The organism is Bradyrhizobium sp. 195 (genome assembly GCF_023101665.1).
In the GTDB taxonomy this organism is placed as follows: Bacteria; Pseudomonadota; Alphaproteobacteria; order Rhizobiales; family Xanthobacteraceae; genus Bradyrhizobium.
In genome coordinates, this window is record NZ_CP082161.1 from 4,314,692 (window position 1) to 4,336,474 (window position 21,783).

The 21,783-nt window shown below is 64.0% G+C and carries 20 protein-coding genes; 14 read left to right on the forward strand and 6 right to left on the reverse strand.

Annotated features, from left to right (window positions below; genetic code table 11):
• Window positions 1-66 precede the first annotated feature (66 nt).
• Both IVB26_RS19860 and IVB26_RS19865 read left to right on the forward strand, forming a co-directional pair.
• Window positions 67-744 carry a glutathione S-transferase family protein gene (locus tag IVB26_RS19860; protein WP_247967043.1) on the forward strand — a complete coding sequence of 226 codons (678 nt, stop codon included), beginning with the start codon at window positions 67-69 and terminating at the stop codon, window positions 742-744.
• Window positions 745-754: 10 nt separating this feature from the next.
• Entirely contained in the window at window positions 755-1,078 is a 324-nt protein-coding gene (locus IVB26_RS19865; protein ID WP_247967044.1) for a DMT family transporter, read from the forward strand.
• Window positions 1,079-1,197: 119 nt separating this feature from the next.
• Here the strand turns inward: IVB26_RS19865 and IVB26_RS19870 are convergent, their stop codons facing one another.
• Both IVB26_RS19870 and IVB26_RS19875 read right to left on the reverse strand, forming a co-directional pair.
• Entirely contained in the window at window positions 1,198-1,845 is a 648-nt protein-coding gene (locus tag IVB26_RS19870; protein ID WP_014495555.1) for an alpha/beta hydrolase, read from the reverse strand.
• A gap of 338 nt (window positions 1,846-2,183) precedes the next feature.
• Entirely contained in the window at window positions 2,184-3,233 is a 1,050-nt protein-coding gene (locus IVB26_RS19875; protein ID WP_247967045.1) for a LytTR family DNA-binding domain-containing protein, read from the reverse strand.
• Here IVB26_RS19875 and IVB26_RS19880 point away from each other — a divergent pair.
• The 9 genes from IVB26_RS19880 (at window position 3,221) to IVB26_RS19920 (ending at window position 12,050) form a co-directional block, all read left to right on the forward strand.
• Window positions 3,221-4,408: an acyltransferase family protein gene (locus IVB26_RS19880; RefSeq protein WP_247967046.1), complete on the forward strand. Its 1,188-nt coding sequence runs from the start codon at window positions 3,221-3,223 to the stop codon at window positions 4,406-4,408. The genes IVB26_RS19875 and IVB26_RS19880 overlap by 13 nt on opposite strands.
• 51 nt (window positions 4,409-4,459) lie before the next feature.
• Window positions 4,460-5,599, forward strand: coding sequence for a cysteine desulfurase family protein (locus tag IVB26_RS19885; RefSeq protein ID WP_247967047.1), 1,140 nt, complete (start codon window positions 4,460-4,462; stop codon window positions 5,597-5,599).
• A gap of 113 nt (window positions 5,600-5,712) precedes the next feature.
• Window positions 5,713-7,209 carry a Fe-S cluster assembly protein SufB gene (sufB, locus tag IVB26_RS19890; RefSeq protein WP_247967048.1) on the forward strand — a complete coding sequence of 499 codons (1,497 nt, stop codon included), beginning with the start codon at window positions 5,713-5,715 and terminating at the stop codon, window positions 7,207-7,209.
• 131 nt (window positions 7,210-7,340) lie between these two features.
• Entirely contained in the window at window positions 7,341-8,093 is a 753-nt protein-coding gene (sufC, locus tag IVB26_RS19895) for a Fe-S cluster assembly ATPase SufC (protein ID WP_247006158.1), read from the forward strand.
• 11 nt (window positions 8,094-8,104) lie between these two features.
• Window positions 8,105-9,409, forward strand: a complete 1,305-nt coding sequence (sufD, locus tag IVB26_RS19900) for a Fe-S cluster assembly protein SufD (RefSeq protein WP_247967049.1) — start codon at window positions 8,105-8,107, stop codon at window positions 9,407-9,409.
• Window positions 9,406-10,653: a cysteine desulfurase gene (locus IVB26_RS19905; RefSeq protein WP_247967050.1), complete on the forward strand. Its 1,248-nt coding sequence runs from the start codon at window positions 9,406-9,408 to the stop codon at window positions 10,651-10,653. Before sufD ends, IVB26_RS19905 begins: the two co-directional genes overlap by 4 nt.
• Window positions 10,650-11,021, forward strand: coding sequence for an SUF system Fe-S cluster assembly protein (locus IVB26_RS19910; protein WP_018323035.1), 372 nt, complete (start codon window positions 10,650-10,652; stop codon window positions 11,019-11,021). The genes IVB26_RS19905 and IVB26_RS19910 overlap by 4 nt, the downstream gene beginning before the upstream one ends.
• A gap of 47 nt (window positions 11,022-11,068) precedes the next feature.
• On the forward strand, window positions 11,069-11,467 hold the full coding sequence (locus IVB26_RS19915; RefSeq protein WP_018323036.1) for a HesB/IscA family protein: 399 nt from the start codon (window positions 11,069-11,071) through the stop codon (window positions 11,465-11,467).
• A gap of 130 nt (window positions 11,468-11,597) precedes the next feature.
• On the forward strand, window positions 11,598-12,050 hold the full coding sequence (locus IVB26_RS19920) for a TfoX/Sxy family protein (RefSeq protein ID WP_247967051.1): 453 nt from the start codon (window positions 11,598-11,600) through the stop codon (window positions 12,048-12,050).
• A gap of 60 nt (window positions 12,051-12,110) precedes the next feature.
• On the opposite strand, the gene fabA is transcribed toward IVB26_RS19920, so the two are convergent.
• From fabA to IVB26_RS19940, 4 genes are all read right to left on the reverse strand, one after another.
• A complete protein-coding gene (gene fabA, locus IVB26_RS19925; RefSeq protein ID WP_247967052.1) occupies window positions 12,111-12,641 on the reverse strand; it encodes a bifunctional 3-hydroxydecanoyl-ACP dehydratase/trans-2-decenoyl-ACP isomerase in 531 nt (176 codons plus the stop codon).
• A 179-nt stretch (window positions 12,642-12,820) separates the two neighbouring features.
• On the reverse strand, window positions 12,821-13,888 hold the full coding sequence (locus tag IVB26_RS19930) for a GGDEF domain-containing protein (RefSeq protein WP_247967053.1): 1,068 nt from the start codon (window positions 13,886-13,888) through the stop codon (window positions 12,821-12,823).
• A gap of 165 nt (window positions 13,889-14,053) precedes the next feature.
• Window positions 14,054-15,595 carry a DEAD/DEAH box helicase gene (locus IVB26_RS19935; RefSeq protein ID WP_247967054.1) on the reverse strand — a complete coding sequence of 514 codons (1,542 nt, stop codon included), beginning with the start codon at window positions 15,593-15,595 and terminating at the stop codon, window positions 14,054-14,056.
• A 298-nt stretch (window positions 15,596-15,893) separates the two neighbouring features.
• A complete protein-coding gene (locus IVB26_RS19940) occupies window positions 15,894-16,853 on the reverse strand; it encodes an AraC family transcriptional regulator (RefSeq protein WP_247967055.1) in 960 nt (319 codons plus the stop codon).
• Between the two features lie 199 nt (window positions 16,854-17,052).
• Between IVB26_RS19940 and IVB26_RS19945 the strand changes: the two genes are divergently transcribed.
• From IVB26_RS19945 to IVB26_RS19955, 3 genes are all read left to right on the forward strand, one after another.
• On the forward strand, window positions 17,053-18,567 hold the full coding sequence (locus IVB26_RS19945) for a caspase family protein (protein ID WP_247967056.1): 1,515 nt from the start codon (window positions 17,053-17,055) through the stop codon (window positions 18,565-18,567).
• Between the two features lie 928 nt (window positions 18,568-19,495).
• Complete coding sequence (locus IVB26_RS19950) at window positions 19,496-20,743, forward strand: FAD-dependent oxidoreductase (protein WP_247967057.1); 1,248 nt, start codon at window positions 19,496-19,498, stop codon at window positions 20,741-20,743.
• A 179-nt stretch (window positions 20,744-20,922) separates the two neighbouring features.
• On the forward strand, window positions 20,923-21,687 hold the full coding sequence (locus IVB26_RS19955; RefSeq protein ID WP_247967058.1) for an outer membrane protein: 765 nt from the start codon (window positions 20,923-20,925) through the stop codon (window positions 21,685-21,687).
• Window positions 21,688-21,783: the final 96 nt, after the last annotated feature.

The window sequence follows — 21,783 nt, forward strand, 5'->3', positions numbered from 1 at the left end:
ATCTTGACGTGTTCATGCAAATGCATCTATATGGATGCAATTGCATTTAACGCCGGGATCGCCGCCATGACCGCCACCCTCAAACTGATCAGCCACAAGCTTTGTCCCTACGTGCAGCGCGCCGTGATCGCGCTCAAGGAAAAGGGCGTCCCGTTCGAGCGGATCGATATCGATCTCGCTGCCAAGCCCGACTGGTTCTTGAAGCTCTCGCCGCTCGGCAAGGTGCCGGTGCTGGTGGTGACGACCGACAAGGGCGAGGTCGCGCTGTTCGAGAGCAACGTGATCTGCGAATACATCGAGGAGACGCAAGGTGGCGCGAAGCTGCATCCGGCTGACTCGCTGAAGCGTGCCGAGCACCGCGCCTGGATGGAGTTCGGCTCGGCGATCCTCGGCGATCTCTGGGGCCTGGAGACGACTACGGATGCCGCGATCTTCGAAAGCAAGCGCCAGGCACTCGTCGCAAAGTTCGCGCGTGTCGAAGCTGCGCTCGGCACAGGTTCGTTCTTCGCCGGCGATGCGTTCAGCCTGGTTGATGCGGTCTTCGCGCCCGTCTTCCGCTATTTCGACCTGTTCGACGAACTGACCGAGCACGGCATTTTCCGCGATGTGCCGAAGGTGCGGGCGTGGCGCGCCGAGCTTGCGAAGCGCCCGAGCGTGCGCAGCGCGGTCGGCGCGGACTATCCGCAACTGTTGCGCGCCTTCCTTGTTCGTCACGACGCGCATCTGCTCAAGCTCGCGGCCTGAGCGCATTCCGATGTCGCCGTCGGTGGCCTGGCTGATGCTCGTGATCGCCGGCGCGCTCGACGTCGGCTGGGCGATCTCGATGAAATACGCGGAAGGTTACACGCGTGTGGGCTGGAGCATCGTCTCGCTGGTGCTGCTCGCTGCCTTCGTCTTCCTGCTGGGGCGGGCGCTGAAGGTGCTCGAGGTCGGCGTCGCCTATTCGGTGTGGACCGGCATCGGCGCGGCCGGCACATTCGTCATGGGCGTCCTACTGTTCGGCGAGACCTTGAGCGCGATGAAGCTTGCGGGCATCGCGCTCGTCTTGATGGGGATCGTCGCGCTGAAACTGGCTTGAGCGATACGCGTAGCCCGGATGGAGCGCAGCGCAATCCGGGGCGGTGCTTCTGCAGCAACAGGCTTCCCGGATTTCGCTGCGCTCCATCCGGGCTACAAGATCCCAGCGCTACAAGTCTCTCAGCGCACGTTGGCGAGGCGCATGTCGAGATAGGCCGTGATGGTTTCCATCAGCGGCTCGAGTTTGGCGTCGAAGAAATGGTTGGCGCCGGGGATGACCTGCTGGTCGATCACGATGCCCTTTTGCGTCTTCAGCTTTTCGACCAGCGTGTTGACGTCCTTGGGCGGCACCACCGCATCCTTCTCGCCGTGCACGATCAGGCCTGACGACGGGCAGGGCGCGAGGAAGGAGAAGTCGTAGAGATTGGCCGGCGGTGCGATCGAGATGAAGCCTTCGACCTCGGGACGGCGCATCAAGAGCTGCATGCCGATCCAGGCGCCGAAGGAGAAGCCGGCGACCCAGCAGGCGCGCGCTTCGGGATTGATGGTCTGCGCCCAGTCAAGCGCGGCCGCCGCATCCGACAATTCGCCGGTGCCATGGTCGAACGAGCCCTGGCTGCGACCGACGCCGCGGAAGTTGAAGCGCAGCACCGAGAAGCCGCGATGCGCAAACGCGTAGTAGCACTGGTACACGATCTGATGGTTCATCGTGCCGTGGAACTGCGGATGCGGATGCAGGATCATCGCGATCGGCGCGTTCTTCTGCTTGGCCGGGTGATAGCGGCCTTCGAGGCGGCCGGCAGGGCCAGTGAAAATAACTTCAGGCATGGATGTCTCTGATTGAGTCCCTTGGAGGTGATCCCTGCGCAATCAACCCGACCGTGGCTCCATCAGCGTTGCCGCCGACAAAAGCACGAATGGAGGTTGGAGAGGCGCGCCCTCGGATGATGCGCGAGTGGCGCGCGGGTGAACTGACGCGCGCCTTCTAACACGAGGCAAGGGTCAAAAAGCAAGCTTCTTCGACATCTCTCAATGGGCTCAAGAGCTTAGCCAGTCATCGCAGCGTCATGCCCGACCTGCCGCGGGTTATGGGGATGTTGCCTGGGTTCAATCGGGAGATGGCAGGGCCGGCTCTCCGCCGTAGCGTACCGATCAACCGATTGGAATCACGACTGTTTATGGATCTCCGGCCGATCGGCTGGGGCGATTCCCACCGGGGCGGTTCGGCCTCCGAGCGAGGCGACCGCCGGCCGGTAACGCCGGCTGCCTCCGAGCGTCTGCCCGTTGTCGAAGGCGAGCTCGAAATCTCCTGAAGCTTTCAAGTCCACGCCGCGCACCCGGTCGAGATTGGCAAGCTTGGTCCGATGAACGCGAACGATGGAAAAGCGCGCCAGCTCCCTTTCTGCCGCTGCCAGCGTGCCCCGAATCAGGTGCTGGGTGCCATCGGCGAGGCTGTATTCGATGTAGTTGCCGGCGGAAGCGACCCAGATTATGTCGCGCGACACCACGCGAATGCGGCTCGTACCGTCGCGCAGCCAGATCAATTCGGGGGATGACGACCGTTGCGGGGCGGGCGGTGCCGAGGCAGCGACCGCGGCCCTCCTCAGCTCACGCCGGCTTTCGAACAGCCAGAGCGTGCCGGCGATCAGGACAACGGCCACTGCGTCCTTGCGAAATTCGTACAGGACCGTCGCGAGCGAGAAATGGAAGTCGTAGGCGCTTCCAGCCAGCCAGAACACGAGCTTCCGCACCCAGACCATGCCGGTGATGTGGAGGGCGGAGAAGCCGAGCAGGGCGATCGCCCCGATTCCTGCCCGCGCGGCGAGGCCGGGTGTTCGGCGCATGCGGCGGACCGCCAGCACCAGGATCGGCAGCAGCAGCAGGATGACGGCGATGCTCGACATCTCCCAGAACAGCCGCCGGCCGACGTCGTAGCTGTCGCCGCGCCAGGCGGCGTCCTGAGCGCCCGAAAACGCATTGACGATTCCGATCGCGAGCGCGACGGCCGAAATCGCAACGAACATCGTCCGGTCGCCGCCGCTGATCCCCAGGGACCCGCGACTCGTCCCAACCGCCGGCGGCTCATCCCCTCGGCTCCGATTCTGATCCCAAACCGGCTCGACGCGCTCCGTGGGCGGGGCATTTTCGGTGTCAGCCATGGCCCGAAAACCGCATTTGTCGTCCCGTCGAGGAGCAGAAAACCATGACAACACCACAGCAATTCCAAAACCCGGAAAGACGTATCGATCTGGACTGGGTGCGGATTTTAGCCTTCGGGCTGCTGATCTTCTACCACGTCGGCATGCTCTACGTGTCCTGGGGATTTCACATCAAGAGCGTGCACCGGCTGACCTGGCTTGAACCCGTGATGCTTTTCCTCAACCCCTGGCGGCTGTCGCTGCTGTTCCTGGTGTCGGGGATTGCCACCCGCTTCATGCTCGGCAAGTCCAGTCTGGCCTCGCTTGCCGGCGCACGGTCGGCGCGGCTGCTGATTCCGCTGATCTTCGGCATGCTCGTGATCGTGCCGCCGCAATCCTATCTCCAGATCGTGGAAAGCCTCGGCTATCCCGCGGGCTTTTTCGATTTCTACGCCAGGCACTACTTTGCCTTCGGTGCGCAATTCTGTCCGAACCCATGCATCGTGCTGCCGACCTGGAACCATCTCTGGTTCGTGGTCTATCTGTGGGTCTACACAATGGCCTTGATCGGCGTGCTCGCGCTATGGCCGGCTGGCGCCGACTGGGCTGGTCGGAAGCTGGTGCTCGCCGGACCATGGCTCCTGATCGTGCCCTGCCTGCTGTTTGCGGCCTGGCGTCTGGTGCTGTTCCCGGCTTTCCCGTCGACGCATGCGCTGTTCGGCGACTGGTACAACCACGCCGACCACGCGACGGCCTTCTTGTTCGGCTTCCTGCTGGCGAAGCAGGAGGGGATCTGGCGCGATGTCGAGCGCCATCGCTGGGCGGCACTGGTGGCTGCAGCCGCCTGCTTCTCTGCCTTCATCCTGGTTCGCGCCGGTCTGTTCGTGCCGTCGCCCGGGCTGAAGTGGTTCGCGTCCCTGGCCTATGGTTGCTATCAATGGCTCGCGATCGCCGCCGTGCTGGGCTTTGCGCGACGCTACTTCACAGCCGACAGCCCCGTGCGCCGCTATCTGACTGACGCGATCTTCCCGTACTACATCATGCATCAGACCGCGATCATCGTGATCGCGCATCAATTGCATGACAGCGGGCTCCCGGCTGGGATCGAAGCCGCCATTGTCATCATTGGAACGGCACTCACATGTGTCGCTACCTATGAACTCGTCCGGCGCATCGCCTGGCTGCGGCCGCTGTTCGGATTGCGGGCGGTGCCGCGGCCGGTCGCCAGGATGGAGCAGCACCAGCCGGCCTGATGCGCGCGGCCGTCCGATTGGCCGGATGACAAAAGGTGCTAAGAGGGCGAGATGCCGACCCGTGTCTATCTCGACTGGAACGCGACCACGCCGCTGCGCCCCGAGGCGCGGGCGGCGATGGCTGCGGCCTTTGATCTGGTCGGCAATCCGTCGTCGGTGCATGCCGAGGGGCGCGAGGCGCGGCGATTGGTCGAGGAGGCCCGCGCCGAACTTGCCATGGCAGTCGGCGCGGTGCCGCGGAACGTGGTCTTCACCTCGACCGGAACCGAGGCCAATGCGCTGGCCCTGTCACCGGGGCTGCGTGGACCGTCCGGCGGCCCAGTTGAGCGGCTGCTGGTCTCGGCGGTTGAGCACGCCTCGGTGCTGGCAGGTGGCCGGTTCCCGGGTGCCACGATCGGTCTGGTCCAGGTCACGCGCTCCGGCGTGGTGGACCTCGAGCATCTGAAGGCCCAGCTCAATAACGGCCCGCCGGCGCTGGTTTCGGTCATGGCCGCCAACAACGAGACGGGCGCGCTCCAACCGGTCGCCGATGTCGCAGGAATCGTCCACGAGGCTGGCGGCCTGCTACACGTCGATGCGATCCAGGCACTTGGCAAAATCCCGTTCGACATCAGGGACGTAGGCACCGATCTTGCTACTTTTTCTGCGCACAAGATCGGCGGCCCCAAGGGGATCGGCGCCCTGGTGGTGGCAGAGGGAATCGTTGGACTGGAGCCGGTACTGCGGGGCGGAGGACAGGAGCTCAACCGTCGCGCCGGAACCGAGAATGTGGCCGGCATTGCCGGCTTTGGTGCGGCAGTGAAGGCCGCGCTTCAGACTCTGCGGGAGGATGCGGAGCACATGGCAACCCTCAGAAATCGTTTGGAAAATGGCATCCGAGAAATTGCAGACGCAACGATCTTTTCGGAGGAGGTTGAGCGGTTGCCAAATACCGTCCTGTTCACCGCGCCCGCCCTCAAGGCCGAGACCGCCGTGATTGGCTTCGACCTCGAAGGCGTCGCAGTTTCCTCTGGTTCGGCCTGTTCTTCGGGCAAGGTCCAGCCGTCCCACGTTCTTTCCGCCATGGGCTTTGACCCGGTGGTGTCCCAGGGAGCGGTGCGTCTCAGTCTGGGCTGGTCCACGGAACCAGATGACATCAACAGGGCGTTAGAGGCTTGGCGAAAGCTCGGTAATAGCCTACTTAAGCACTAAGCGATGAAACACGGCTTGAACGGTTCTAAGCCCGTGCTTTCCGCACAGAAACATCGTAATACTCGTTCGAGTTTGATCCACCGCGGTCCTTGAAACCGCGAGCGGAGGATGGAATGCCAGCCGTACAAGAGACGGTCGAGCGCGTGAAGCGCATCGACGTCGACCAGTATCGTTATGGGTTTGAGACCCTGATCGACTCCGAGAAGGCCCCCAAGGGGTTGTCGGAAGAGATCGTAAAGTTCATCTCGCAGAAGAAGAACGAACCCGCCTGGATGCTCCAGTGGCGGCTTGAGGCCTATCGGCGTTGGCTGACCATGGTTGAGCCGACCTGGGCGCGCGTCGACTATCCCAAGATCGACTTCCAGGACCTCTATTATTACGCGGCGCCGAAGCCGAAGAAGACGGTCACCTCGCTCGACGAGATCGATCCGGAGATCCTGAAGACCTACGAAAAGCTCGGCATCCCCCTGCGGGAAGTCGCCATGCTCGAGGGCGTCGAGCCAAAGCCCGGCGAGGAAGACCCGGCCCGGCGCAAGATCGCGGTCGACGCGGTGTTCGATTCGGTCTCGGTGGCAACCACGTTCAAGGCGGAGCTGAAGAAGGCCGGCGTGATCTTCATGCCGATCTCGGAGGCGATCCGCGAGCATCCCGAGCTGGTGCAGAAATATCTGGGATCGGTGGTTCCGACCTCGGACAATTTCTATGCGACGCTGAACTCGGCGGTGTTCTCCGACGGCTCGTTCGTCTATGTGCCGCCCGGCGTGCGCTGCCCGATGGAGCTGTCGACCTATTTCCGCATCAACGAGCGCAACACCGGCCAGTTCGAGCGCACGCTGATCATCGCGGACAAGGGCTCCTACGTCTCCTATCTCGAGGGCTGCACCGCGCCGCAGCGTGACGAGAACCAGCTGCATGCCGCCGTGGTCGAACTCGTCGCGCATGACGACGCCGAGATCAAATATTCGACGGTGCAGAACTGGTATCCCGGCAATTCGGAAGGCAAGGGCGGCATCTACAATTTCGTCACCAAGCGTGGCGACTGCCGCGGCAACAACTCCAAGATCTCCTGGACGCAGGTCGAAACCGGTTCGGCGATCACCTGGAAGTACCCGAGCTGCATCCTGCGCGGTGATAATTCGCGTGGCGAGTTCTACTCGATTGCGATCTCGAACGGCTTCCAGCAGGTCGATTCGGGCACCAAGATGATCCATCTCGGCAAGAACACGTCGAGCCGCATCATCTCCAAGGGCATTGCCGCCGGCAAATCGCAGAACACCTATCGCGGGCTCGTGACGGCGCATCGCAAGGCGACCGGCGCGCGCAACTTCACCGCCTGCGACTCCCTGCTGATCGGCGACAAATGCGGCGCGCACACCGTGCCGTATATCGAAGCCAAGAACTCGTCGGCGACGTTCGAGCACGAGGCCACGACCTCGAAAATCTCCGAGGACGTGCTGTTTTACTGCGTCCAGCGCGGGCTTTCGCAGGAAGAGGCCGTCGGCCTCGTCGTCAACGGCTTCGTCAAGGACGTGCTTCAGCAGCTCCCGATGGAGTTCGCCGTGGAAGCGCAGAAGCTGATCTCGATCTCGCTTGAAGGGTCGGTTGGCTAGCTTCGGCCTCATCCTGAGGAGGCCGCACAAGCGGCCGTCTCGAAGGATGGCTACCGGAAAGATTGTTGGCCTCGCCCTTCGAGACGCGCCTCCGGCGCTCCTCAGGGTGAGGGGATAGATGGAAAAACATCATGGCTTTGCTTGAAGTGAAAGACCTGAAGGTTCGTGTCGAGGAGCGTGAGATCCTCCACGGGCTGACGCTGACCGTGAACGAAGGCGAGATCCACGCCATCATGGGGCCGAACGGCTCCGGCAAGTCGACGCTCTCCCACGTCATCGCCGGCAAGCCCGGCTATGAGGTCACCGACGGCCAAATCCTGTTTCGGGGCGAGGACCTCCTGGAGATGTCGCCCGATATGCGCGCCGCCAAGGGCGTTTTCCTGGCGTTCCAGTACCCGGTCGAGATTCCCGGCGTCGCCACCATGAATTTTCTGCGCACGGCACTGAACGCCCAGCGCAAGGCGCGCGGCGAGGATGAGTTCTCCACCCCGGACTTCCTCAGGAAGGTTCGCGAGGTCTCGAAGTCGCTGAACATTCCGCAGGACATGCTCAAGCGCGGCGTCAATGTCGGCTTCTCCGGCGGTGAGAAGAAGCGCAACGAGGTGCTGCAGATGGCGCTGTTCGAGCCGAGCCTGTGCATCCTGGACGAGATGGATTCCGGCCTCGACATCGACGCGCTGCGCATTGCGGCCGACGGCGTCAACGCGCTGCACTCGCCCAAGCGCGCGATGGTCGTGATCACCCATTATCAGCGGCTCCTGAACTACATCGTGCCCGACGTCGTGCACGTGATGTCGAAGGGCCGTGTCGTGAAGAGCGGCGGCAAGGAACTGGCGCTGGAGCTGGAAGCGTCCGGCTACGCCCAGTTCGAGGATGCCGCGTAAGGAATTTTGCGATGAACGTTGCTGTGGCAAAGACCGGAAAGGGCCGCGCGGTGAGCGATCTCTTCACCAGCGCCGAGGGCCGGCTGCCGGGTTCGTCCGCGGTCACGGCAGTGCGCCGCGAGGCGTTCGAGACCTATGAGCGTCTCGGCCTGCCGCACCGCCGGATCGAGGAATGGAAATACACTGACCTGCGCGCATTGGTCGGCGAGGTGCTGCCGCTGGCAGCCGCGCCCGATGCGGCCGCGCTGAAACGCGCTGCGGATGCGGTGAAGGCGCATGCGATCGACGGTGCCCACAAGCTGGTGCTGGTCGATGGCGTGCTCGCAGCGGATCTGTCCGACGTGAAGGCGCTTGTCGCCGAGGCGGGCTTCAAGACGCTGCGCGAGACGCTGGAGAAGGATGCCGGTCTGCTGAGGACTGCGTCCACCGATGCCGTGATCGCGCTGAACGCGGCGATGGCGACCGACGGCGTCGTGTTGTCGATCGCCGACGGCGCCAAGCTGTCCGCGCCGATCCAGATCATTCACATCGCGACCGCCGCATCGGCGTCGTCCTTCACCCGCTCGCAGGTCACGATCGGGAACGGCGCTCGCGTCACCATCGTTGAGACTTTCGTCTCGGCGGATGCCAAGGCCTACCAGGTCAATGACGCCATCCTTGTCTCGGTCGGCGACGACGCCGACGTTGCTCATATCCGCCTGATGGATGACGCGCCCGACGCGGTGAACGTGTCGTCGCACTTCGTCACCATCGGCGCGAACGTAAAATTCAACTTCTTCAACATGACCACCGGCGCTGCGGTCAGCCGCCTCCAGGGCTTCATCACGCTGGCGGGTGAGGGTAGCGAGCTCTCCGCCAACGGCGTGAACCTGTTGCAGAAGACCGAGCATGGCGACACCACGCTGGTGGTCGACCACGCCGTACCGAACTGCGTCAGCCGCGAAGTCTTCCGCGCCGTGATCGACGACCGCGCCCATTCGGTGTTCCAGGGCCGCATCATCGTCCGTCCCGACGCGCAGAAGACCGACGGCAAGATGATGACCCGTGCGCTGCTGCTCTCGGACGAAGCCGAGGCCGACAACAAGCCGGAGCTCGAGATCTTCGCCGACGACGTCTCCTGCGGCCACGGCGCCACCGCCGGCGCGCTCGACGACAGCCTACTGTTCTATCTGAAGGCGCGCGGCCTGCCGGAGAAGCAGGCCCAGGCGCTGCTGATCCAGGCCTTCGTCGGCGAGGCGATCGAACAGATTGCCGATGACGGCTTGCGCGAGCACGTGATCGGCATTGCTGAGCGTTGGCTGGAGCGGCGCCAATGAGCACGCATCCCGCTGTCAAGAACGGCGCCTACGATGTCGCGCGCGTGCGCCAGGATTTCCCGGCGCTCGCCATGCAGGTCTACGGCAAGAATCTGGTCTATCTCGACAACGCCGCCTCTGCGCAGAAGCCGAGTGCCGTGCTCGATCGCATGACGCAGGCCTACAGTAGCGAATACGCCAACGTGCATCGCGGCCTGCACTACCTCGCTAACGCTGCGACTGAAGCCTATGAGGGCGGCCGCGCCAAGGTGGCGCAGTTCATCAATGCGCCCCGGACGGAAGAGGTGATCTTCACCCGCAACGCGACGGAGGCGATCAATCTGGTCGCGTCTTCGTGGGGTGGCCCGAATATCGGAGAAGGCGACGAGATCGTCATTTCGATCATGGAGCACCACTCCAACATCGTGCCCTGGCATTTCCTGAGGGAGCGCCAGGGGGCTGTGATCAAATGGGCGCCGGTCGACGACGAGGGCAATTTCCTCATCGACGAGTTCGAGAAGCTGTTGACAGCCAAGACCAAGCTGGTCGCGATTACGCAGATGTCGAACGCGCTCGGCACCATCGTGCCGGTGAAGGACGTCGTGAAGATCGCCCATGCACGCGGCATTCCCGTGCTGGTCGACGGCAGCCAGGGCGCGGTGCATCTGCCGGTCGACGTCCAGGACCTCGGCTGCGACTTCTACGTCTTCACCGGTCACAAGGTTTATGGCCCGACCGGCATCGGCGTGCTCTGGGCCAAGTATGACCATCTTGTCGCGATGCGCCCCTTCAACGGCGGCGGCGAGATGATCCGCGAGGTCTCGCGCGACATCGTCACCTATGGCGATCCCCCGCACAAATTCGAGGCGGGCACGCCCGCGATCGTCGAGGCGGTGGGCCTTGGTGCCGCCATCGACTACGTCAATTCGATCGGCAAGGAGCGCATCGCCGCCCACGAGCACGATCTCACCACCTATGCCCAGGAACGGCTGCGCGAGATCAATTCGCTGCGGTTGATCGGAACGGCGCGGGGCAAGGGCCCGGTGATCTCCTTTGAGCTCAAGGGCGCGCACGCCCACGATGTCGCTACCGTGATCGACCGCCAGGGCATCGCGGTGCGCGCCGGCACCCATTGCGTGATGCCGCTTTTAGAGTGGTTCAACGTCACGGCCACCTGCCGGGCCTCGTTCGGCATGTATAATACGCGGGAAGAAGTCGATCATCTGGCACAGGCGCTTTTGAAGGCGCGGGATTTGTTCGCATGAGTGACACGGCCGAAATCAAAGCTAGTCCGATGGAAACCCATTCGGCGCTGCCGCCGGAGGAGACCGAGCGGCTGACCACCGAGATCATCGCGGGCCTCAAGACCGTGTTCGACCCGGAAATTCCGGCCGACATCTACGAACTCGGCCTGATCTACAAGGTCGAGATCAAGGACGACCGCTCCGTCGACGTTCAGATGACGCTGACGACGCCGAACTGCCCAGCCGCCGGCGAGCTGCCGACCATGGTCGAGAACGCGGTCGCCAGCGTCCCCGGCGTCGGCGTGGTCGACGTCAAGGTCGTCTGGGAGCCGCCGTGGTCGCCCGAGCGCATGAGCGACGAGGCGCGCCTCGTCCTCAACATGTGGTGACGTAAACTCAGCATTGAATTTGCTCCGCAACGGACCAGATAAACAAGATGACCCAGGCAACACCAGCTTCGACACCAAAGCCCCGGCGGCCCCGCCCGCAGGTGATGCGGCTGACGGACGCTGCTGCCCAGCGCATCACCGAGCTGACCCAGCGTGCGGACTCCGAGATCGTCGGCCTGCGCGTCGGCGTGAAGAACGGCGGCTGCGCCGGCCAGTCCTACACGGTCGAATACGCTCATGACGTTCGCCCGACCGACGAGGTCGTCGAGGATAAGGGCGTCAAGATCCTGGTCGACCCCAAGGCCGTTCTGTTCCTGCTCGGCACCGAGATGGACTACAAGGCCGACAAGATGCAGGCTCAGTTCGTCTTCAACAACCCGAACCAGATCTCCGCCTGCGGCTGCGGCGAGTCGGTCGAGCTGCGCCCGGCGAAGATCGACGGGTAGTTTCCCGGTCATTGCGAGGAGCCCTTGCGACGAAGCAATCCAGACTGTCTCTGCTGAGGCAGTCTGGATTGCTTCGCTTCGCTCGCAATGACGGCGTGCTAGGGTGGCCTTCTCGCTTAGGGACGCCCGCATGGACCGCGAATTCCTGACTGACCTGTTCGCCGATTTCGGCCCCGTCACCATCCGCAAGATGTTCTCCGGCTACGGCATCTCCGCCGATGGCATCAACTTCGCGCTGGCCTTGCGCGCCGGCCTGTTCTTCCGCGCCGACGTGGTGACCATCCCGGACTTTGAAGCCGAAGGCTCAAAGCCGTTCCAGTATTCGACCCGTGCCAAGACCGTGACGGTCAACTCCTACTGGGAGCTGCCGGCGCGCCTGTTCGACGATTCCGAGGAATTGGTGCAATGGGCGAGGGCGGCGCTCGCCGCCGCGCAGCGTGCCAAGGTGAAGACGCCGCGGAAGCGGAAGCAAGTGGCGAAGAAGAAAACCACGCCAAAGAAGCCTGCTGCCAAGAAGGCGGCGAAGAAGGCGGTCAAGAAGACGGTGCGTAGGGTGGGCAAAGCGAAGCGTGCCCACGGTTAGGATGTTGTGGAAAGAGATCGTGGGCACGTCGCTGCGCGCCTTTGCCCACCCTACGGGACCTCAATCCGCAGCCTTGGTCAGGCCCACTCTCATGTCCTTGGCCGAGAAGACACAGACGCCGTCGGCAAGCACGCGGCCGTCGGCGATGCCGAGCACCAGCTTGCCGCGGCGGACCATGCGCATGGCGACCTCGTAGCGAACGCGCCGGGCGTTTGGTGTGATCTCGCCGGTGCACTCGACTTCGCCGACGCCGATGGCGCGGCCCTTGCCGGGCGAGCCCGACCAGCCGAGCCAATAGCCGATCATCTGCCACATGGCGTCGAGCCCCAGCGTTGGCGGCATCATCGCGTCGCCGCGATAGTGGCAATCGAAGAACCAGTGGCTGGGTGCGATGTCGAGCTCGCCGACGATATGGCCCTTGCCGAACGTGCCGCCGTCCACGCTGATTTCCGTGATGCGATCCATCATCAGCATCGGCGGTGCCGGCAATTGCGCATTGCCCGGACCGAAATAGCCGCCTTCGCTCGATCTCAGCAGTTCGTCCCTGGTGTAGGACGGTTGCGGCGTATGGAAATCGTGGGGGTTCGGCAAGACGACAAGTCCTCAATGCTCAGGCGGCGAGGAGGATGTTGCTTGCCGCCGAAGAATGTCAAGCGGGCGGTGCCGTAGGGTGGGCAAAGGCGCGTAGCGCCGTGCCCACGGTCTTTCCATGATCGAGACAGGTAGTGGGCACGCTTCGCTTTGCCCACCCTACGGCAGCTCGCGGAAGCCTACGCCACCCGGCTGTGGGTCTCGACCGCGTATTCCGGATCGGCTTCGCAGATCACGCGGTTGCGGCCGTTACGCTTGGCGGCATAGAGGCAGGCATCCGCACGCTCGATCAGCGCATCGGTGTCGTCGCCCTGCTTGAGCATGGAGACGCCGACGGAGATGGTGACGCGGCCGAGGATCTCGCCGGTGGACTTCTTCTTCAATTCCTTCGCCATCACCGCGCGGCGGATGTGGTCGGCCACCGTGAGGGCCTGACGCAGCGCGGTGTTGGGCAGCACGACCGCGAATTCCTCGCCGCCATAGCGTGCGGTGATATCCTGGCCCTTGATGGTCTGCTTCAGCGAAAGGCCGACGAGCCGCAGCACCTGGTCGCCGGTCAGATGGCCGTAGGAATCGTTGAAAGATTTGAAGTGATCGATGTCGAACAGCAGCAGCGACAGCGGCTCGCCCGAAGCGAGTGCGCTCTGCACGGCCATATCGATCATGCGATCGAAATATTTGCGGTTGCCAAGTCCGGTGAGCGGGTCGGTCAGGCTCTCCGCGCGGATCGCCTCCAGGCTCTGCTGGAGATTGCTGATCTCGTTCTTCGACAGCGTCAGCCGGTCTTCCAGCGCCTTGTTGGTCTCACGCATCTCGCTGGTCGAACGCAGCAGCGTTTCGACGATCGACTTGATCTGATCGCGGCTCTTGGCCGACGAGAGTTTTTCGGTGGCGCCCGACAAGCTTGCATCGTAGGAGCCGGTCATGCCGAGCGCATCGCTCAAGACCTTCATCACGTCGTCGATCTCGCCGATGACGCGCGCGCCGACCTTGTCGATGCGGTCGGTGGTCTTGATGTGGGAGAGATAGGTCTCGTAGATCTGCTCGAGATCGGCTTCAGTCAGCTTGCCGCTGCGCGCCAGCGTCTCGTTGACGATCTTATTGAGCGGCGCATTGTAGCCGGTGGCGTAGACGTACCAGATCTCGTAATTGCGGGGAATTGCCGTCTGTCGCAGCGATCGGATCTGACCGAGCGCTACCTCGGCGAACGCCATTGTGCGTTCGTGTTCGTCGAGAACCTTGACCACGGAACATACCCCACAGCGGTCGATGCGCCGTCGACCGCAGCAATGCTTAAATTATGTTCGTAGGCTAACGGACGATCGTGAACACCCCGTAAATATACGTTCACGCATGCATCTAAAAAATTGTGCGGCGGGTTTGCTCAACCGAAACCTGGAGCGCGCCGCGCTTCAGGCCCCGGCGGGGGAGCGAACCGGCCGCAGTAGAAACGCCGGCAGATGCGAGTGATCGCCCGGCTCGGTGTCGGCCTCGCGTTGGCGGCGGGGCTCGGGACGGCCGATCGACGGCACATGCGCCGTATTGGCCGGCTGGCGCGCGTCGTGACGCGGCTCCGCTCTGCGCTTGTCGCTGGAACGATGCCTTGCTTCAGCGGGCTGTCTTGCGTCCGAAGGACTCTTGGCTTCGGACGCATGTCCGGCCTCGGAAGCTTGTCTTGCCTCGGAAGTATGTCTTGCCTCGCCACGCGGCTCGTGGCTGCGCTCACGGTCGCGGCCGCGCTGCGGCTTGCCGCGCCCGCCGCGTGAGCGTTCGCGGCCACGCGACTCGCGCGGACGCTCGGTCGAATCGGAGGCTTCGGTGTGGATTTCAAAATCGCCCTCGGCGCGCGGAATGCTCTGGCCGATCAGCTTCTCGATTGCCACCATCGACTTCTGGTCGAGCGGCGTCACGATCGAGATCGCAGTGCCGGTGCGCCCGGCGCGGCCGGTGCGGCCGATGCGGTGAACGTAATCGTCGGCGTGATGGGGAACGTCGAAATTGAAGACGTGGCTGACCTCGGGAATGTCGAGGCCGCGGGCGGCGACGTCGGAGGCCACGAGCAACGGCAGCTCACCCTTGCGGAATTGCTCGAGTGCGGCCGTGCGGGCCGACTGGTCCATGTCGCCGTGCAGGGCGCCGACGCTGAACCCGTGCTTCTGAAGCGATTTGTGAACGATCGCCACTTCACGCTTGCGATTACAGAAGATGATCGCGTTCTTGAGATCCTTGGCTTCGCGCAGCAGGCGGCGTAGCAGGTCGCGCTTCTCGTGCGCCTCGCGCCCGGCGGGCACCTGGACCTGCGTGACGGTCACGGCGGTGGTCGCGGGCTTGGACACCTCGACCTTCTGCGGATTGTGCAGGAAGGCTTCGGTGATGCGCCGGATCTCCGGCGGCATGGTCGCGGTGAAGAACAGGGTCTGTCGCGTGAACGGGACGAGCTTGCAGACACGCTCGATGTCCGGAATGAAACCCATGTCCAGCATGCGATCGGCTTCGTCGATGACGAGCAGCTCGACGCCGGTGAGGAGCAAACCGCCGCGCTCGGTGTGGTCGAGCAGGCGGCCGGGGGTGGCGATCAGCACGTCGACGCCGCGCGTCAGCTTGGCATCCTGGTCTCCGAAGGAGACGCCGCCGATCAGGAGCGCGACGTTGAGTTTCTGGCCGGCGCCGTAACGGTCGAAGTTCTCCTTGACCTGGGCCGCGAGCTCGCGGGTCGGCTCGAGGATCAGCGTGCGCGGCATACGGGCTCGGGCGCGCCCTTTTTCGAGGATGGTGAGCATCGGCAGCACGAAGGCCGCGGTCTTGCCGGTGCCGGTCTGGGCGATGCCGAGCACGTCCTTGCGTGCGAGGACGTGGGGGATCGCCTGTTCCTGAATGGGGGTGGGGGTGGTGTAACCGGTGGCCGCCACTGCGGCGAGGACTTTTTCGGACAGTCCGAGATTTGAAAAGGACATTGAGCCTCTGGTCGAAACCGCCGTTCGGAATCGAGGGTGATAAGGCTGTCGCGTTCCACCCCGAAACGGCGCGCTCTCAAAGAAGCTGGGGGTGCTGACTCACGCGGACAAAGCGCAAGGCTCAGGAATCGCTCTTCGATCTGAGCCGCGTCGCCCCGGAACATAGGCGGGAATCGGCCAAAGTCAATGGAGCGGGCACGGGAAGGCCCTAAAAAGCCTGAGGTTTTTACCAAATAGCGGGCGCGACTGGGGTTTTTCACCCGGCTCCGCGCTCCGGCCGGAGCCACCAATATGGCGGCTAACGCCCATCCGAGCCCTGGGCCCGGAAGTCACCGGGGGCCATGCCGTAGGCGGCGTTGAAGACCCGGTAGTAGGTCGCCAGGCTCTCGAAGCCGCAGGCGGCCGCGACGTCGGCGATCAGCCGCTCGGGGGCCTCGCGCATCAGGCGGCGGCTCTGTTTCAGGCGTTCGTCCGTCACGGTCTGCGAGAAGCTCTTCTCCGCGGTCTCGAACAGCATGTGCAGGTGGCGCACGGACACGCCGAGCTCATCAGCCACCATCGTCGGCGCCAGATCCGGATTTTGCAGGTGTCCCGCGATCAGGCGCCGGGCCTGCGCGAGGCGCGCGGTCCGCAGCGCCGCCTGCCCGCGCCGGCTGCCGGGCCTGACGATGCCGCGCTCGATCAGCGCCAGATGGGCCAAAGCCTGGACGAGGGAGGTCGTACCGGAGGCACCCTGATCCGCGGAGGCTTCACCGAGCTCGGCAAAGCAGGCCCCGAGCAGCGGCGCCAGGGTCGGATCGCCGAACGTCCGAGGCGAAAGCTCGCGCATGCGCTTGTCCTGCGCCGGGATGCTGCTGAGCGGGATCTTCAGGATGCGAAGGTGGAAGCCCCCGGCGCCCAGCGGCGCGGTGCGATAGGGCAGGTCGGTATGGCTGGTGGCGAAACTGCCGTTGGCGATCGCGAAGTCGCTTCCGCGCATACCGCCGAACCAGCCGCCGCTGCCGAGCTGCTGATAGACGCAGATGGCGTCGCCCGGCGCGTAGGCTATGTCGGTCGTGCTGCGCTCCACCGTGTAGGGTGAGGCCTTCAGCTCGACAAGGCCGGCGCCGCCCAGCTGGCGCAGCGAGAATTCGCCGAAGAAGTCCGCGCGCTGTTCGCGCTCGAGCTCGGCGGTGACGCCGAACAATCCCTTGGAGCGCACCTCGCGCCAATAGTCGAAGCGGTCATTCGGCTCGACCTCGTCGGTACACCAATACACGGCAGCCCCCGCTTGCAGCGCAATTGCCCTAGAAAGAGCAGATTCCGCGGGAATCTGCCATAGCCAGATCGTGGAACCAAAGCCCAGGTCCCTTGAACCGCCGTTACGCCTGGGCCGACTATCACACAGCGGCAGGGGGTCCAATGAACTGCTGTTCGAAGGAAGCGGCCTGCGGCCGTTCTGCAACGGGAAATTTGCGATGACGCGTCGGCTTTTCAGAATTCTGGCGGCCCTTGGCCTGGTGGCGGGCCTGAGCGGCTTCGCTCTTCCCGCCTATGCCGAGAAGCGCGTCGCGCTCGTCGTCGGCAACAACGACTACAGGAATGTCCCGAAGCTGCTCAAGGCGGTCAACGACGCCCGCACCATGGGAGATACGCTGAAGCAGCTCGGTTTCTCCGTGATGGTCGCAGAGAACCAGAGCCGGCAGCAATTCTCCGAGACCTTGCTCGCCTTCGACAAGGCGATCGAGCCCGGCGATACCGCGTTCTTCTTCTACGCCGGCCACGGTTTCGAGATCGCGGGTCAGAACTATTTGCTGCCCACCGACGTGCCGTCGGCGACCGAAGGGCAGGAAGAGCTGGTGCGCGACGCCTCCATCCTGGCCGACCGCATCGTCGAGCGCCTTCAGAACAAGAAGGCGCGAACGTCGATCCTGGTGTTCGACGCCTGCCGCAACAACCCGTTCGAGCGCAAGGGCACCCGTGCGGTCGCTGGCGCCGGCGGACTTGCGCCGATGACGCAATTGCCTGAAGGCGTGTTCTCGGTGTTTTCGGCAGGTCCCCGCCAGACCGCGCTCGATCGTCTGTCCAACGACGACGCCAATCCCAATTCGGTGTTCACGCGCACCTTCGCCAAGGAGCTGCTCAAGCCCGGCGAGAATCTCGTGCAGGTCGCGCAGCGCACGCGCCGGGCCGTCAGCGAGATGGCCGATACCGTGAGGCACAGGCAGGTGCCTGTCTATTTCGACCAGATGGTCGACGACGTGTTCCTCAGCGGCCTTGCCAAGGATGCCGTCGCGCGTTCGGACGACCCGCCGCCGCAGAAGCTCGCAGCGCTGCCGCCGGTGTCGGTGCCGCAGCTGCCGAAGGAGGAGGCCACCAACGCGCCGATCGCGAGCTTCTCGCGGCACAATGGCGGCTGGAGCGTGGTGTTCTCCTTCGCTGACCCGGCGCTCGGCATTTCCTGGCGCATGGCCGGCAAGGGCGATTTCCGCGAGACCGGGTTCATCGACACGCTCGATCCGCGCACGCGCAAGCGCATGCCGAACCCGTCGATCGAGTTGCCGTCGGATGCACAGGCGGGCACCATCGAGGTCCGCTATGTCGATCAGTCCGGCGACATGCAGGGGCCGTTCCCAATCAGGTTCGACCCCGAGGCCGCGCTGATCCGCGACCAGCGCAAGATCCTCGACATGACTGCGACGAGCTGGCTGTCGTTCCGCGAGTTCAACGGGCTGCTCGTCTACTACACGCACCTCGTGTCCTATCGCTGCGCCATCCGCGAGGTGCGGATCGGCATCGATACCGCCGTGCCCAACCAGGTGCTGAAGATGCCGCCGTGCGACATGCGCGACCCCAGCGCGATCACCGCCGGCATGCCGCTCTACATGAAGCTCGCTCCCGCTACGCAATCCGTCTCGGTGGAGCTGACTTATCGCGACGGCAGCGTCTCGGAGATCAAGAGTTTCCGCAGCGCGAACCGCAGCAATAATTGATGATGGCTCCTTGTCGGTTGCGTCGCGCCCCCGTGGGAGTGGACTGACGGAACTGTTCTTCAAGAGGCATGTTAAATTCACCTTGGAGCCAAGCCCTTGCAGGATTTGCGCTCGTCGTCCAACCATCACTGAGCTTTTGGCAGAGCGACGAAAGCTGACGGCTTCGGCATCCTGCGACTGAAGCGAAAGAAGTTCGGCAAGCCCGCACAAAGGAACAACTCCTCGGGTCCCTGGATTGTCCACCAAACCAGGGAGACGATCCATGATCCGCAAGTCCATCCTTGTAGCCTTCGCCTGCGCTGCGCTTTCGACGTTCGCTTATGCTCAGGGAGGCGGCGGTGCTGGCGGCGGAGGCGGCGGTGGCGCGGGTGGCGGTGCCAGTGCCGGCGCCGCTGCAGGGACGGGTACCGGCGGTGCGGGATCTGCGGCCAGCTCAGGTGCCGGAATGGGCACATCACCCAGCAGCGCCAATTCGGGGCCGTCGGCTCCTTCAGGGATGGGGACGCATGGCACCACCACCGGGGCCAACGCCAACAGGAGCCAGAGCAATCCGAACGTTCAGCCGCCGACTGCGAACGGCACGTCGCCAACAGCGGCGCAAGCTGCGCGGAACGCTGGTGCCGGCCATGCGCCCAACGGGTTGCCGATCGGCAGCCCGGGCAGCGGGACCAGCAATGAGGATCAGAAATAGTCCAGTTCCCGTCCAGATAGGCCCGCGCCGTGCGGGCCTATCTGCTGCCTCGCATGTGGCAACCGGCGGTCCTGACGCGGACGCCCACGCGGGCGCGTCTCTCGTCGCAGACGGGCCGGCGTGATCTGAGCTGCCGGGCAGCGTTCGACATCCCGCATCCAAATTCAGACGCCGATCACCCGGAATCGGCGTTACATTGCCCGCCACGTCTTGATCGATACTCGGATCGCGGCTGCAATGACATCCGACCAGCAATCGAACAAAACCAAGAAAGTCCGCTGCTGCATTGTCGGCGGCGGACCGGCCGGCATGATGCTCGGGTATCTCTTGGGACGGGCCGGCATCGAGGTCGTGGTGCTGGAGAAGCATGCTGATTTCTTCCGCGATTTCCGCGGCGATACCGTGCATCCCTCGACGCTTCAGGTGATGGACGAACTCGGCCTGATCGACGGATTCCTGAAGCTGCCGCATCAGCGCTTGCAGAAGATGGACGGCCTGTTCGGCGGCACGCCGGTGCGCATTGCCGATCTCAGCCGGCTCCACACCAAATATCCTTTCATCGCCTTCATGCCGCAATGGGACTTCCTGAATTTCCTGCGCGAGGCCGGCCGGCGCTTTGCCTCGCTCGAGGTGATGATGAGCACGGAGGCGGTCGATCTGATCCGCCGCGGCGAGACGATCGCCGGCGTGCGGGCGAAAACACCTGACGGCATCCTCGACATCGAGGCCGATCTCACCATCGCTTGCGACGGCCGGCATTCGACGGTGCGCGAGCGCGCGGGCCTCGCCGTCGAGGAGATCGGCGCGCCGATGGACGTGCTCTGGTTCCGCGCCGGCCGCAAACCCGACGAAACCGAACACGTGTTCGCGCGCGTCGAGCCCGGCAAGATGATGGTCACCTTCGACCGCGGCGACTATTGGCAATGCGCCTATCTCATTGCCAAGGGACAATACGACGCGGTGAGGGCGAGGGGATTGCAGGCGCTGCTCGACGACGTCGTGCGCATGGCACCGATCCTCAGGTCCGGCATCGCCGACGTGAAGAGCTTCGACGACGTCAGGCTGCTCACCGTCGCGATCAACCGCTTGGCGCGCTGGACGCAGCCGGGCTTGCTGTGCATCGGCGACGCCGCGCATGCGATGTCGCCGGTCGGCGGCGTCGGCGTCAATCTCGCCGTGCAGGATGCGGTCGCGACCGCCAATCTGCTGGCCGACAAGATGCAGCACGGCTGTCCGTCCGAGATGGATCTCGATGCTGTCAGGCGTCGCCGCGAGTTCCCGGTGAAGATGACGCAGCGGATGCAGGTGATCGTGCAGAACAAGATCATCAGTGGCGCCTTGAAAGGCGGCGATCGGCCGCTCAAAGTGCCGCTGATCGTGCGCCTCATCACCGCGCTGCCGTGGCTCCAGGGCATTCCGGCGCGCCTGCTTGCGCTCGGCGTGCGGCCCGAGCATGTGCAGTCGAAAGCCGCGGCGCCATCGTAGCGCTGGGAGTCGGTAGGGATAACGCCGCGTTAAATCGCGCGTGCGACGTTGCGAGCGTGCAACAGCACCCACGGATTTGCGGACCGGCGCGCGCCCCTGCGCTGCGTTAACTTTGTTGATTCGAATTTTAGTAACACCCGTCTGTGACCGTGCGCCCATCAAAGGACACGGGGTGTACCATGCGTAACAAATTGATTGCCGCCTTCGCCTGCACGACCGCTCTTGTTTCGACGGGCGCGGCCACCGCCGCCGATCTCGGCGCGCGCTACACGAAGGCGCCAGCTTACGCCGAGCCGCTGTTCAACTGGACCGGCTTCTACGTCGGCGGCCACATCGGCGGCGCATGGACCAACGAGCAGTTCATCAACAACGGCAACAGCGGCGGCTTCGGCGATCTCTCTCCGGGAGAAGGTTTCCGTCAGCGCAACTCGGGCATCATGGGCGGTGCCCAGATCGGCTACAACTGGCAGGCCAACAATTACGTGTTCGGCATGGAAGGCACGATCTCCGGCCTCAACAACAAGGGCTCGTTCACGAACACCGTGTTTGGCGCCGGTGATGACGTGTTCTCCTGGCGTGCCAACGTTCTGGCAACGGTCGTCGGCCGCGCCGGCTTTGCCGTGCAGAACAACCTCTTCTACATCAAGGGCGGCTATGCCGGCGTGAACAACCGTCTCTCGGTCAGCGACACCGTCGGCACGGCAGGTTCGGGCGGTCAGACCCACTGGGCCAACGGCTGGACCGTCGGCGCCGGCTGGGAATACGGCGTCACCCGCAACTGGATCGTCGGCCTCGAGTACAACTACGCTGCTTTCGGCAGCCAGACCTATCAGCTCGGCGGCACCACGACCAACTACACCTTCGACGCCAAGCCGCGCGATATCCAGTGGGCCGTTGTGCGCGCGAGCTACAAGTTCGACGCGCCGACCATCGCCCGCTACTGAGCACGTCGACCGCAACGCGACCAACGATCAAGAAAAGCACTGCCAAAATTCAAAAGCCCCGGCTTCGACCGGGGCTTCTTTTTGCGTGGTGCCGTC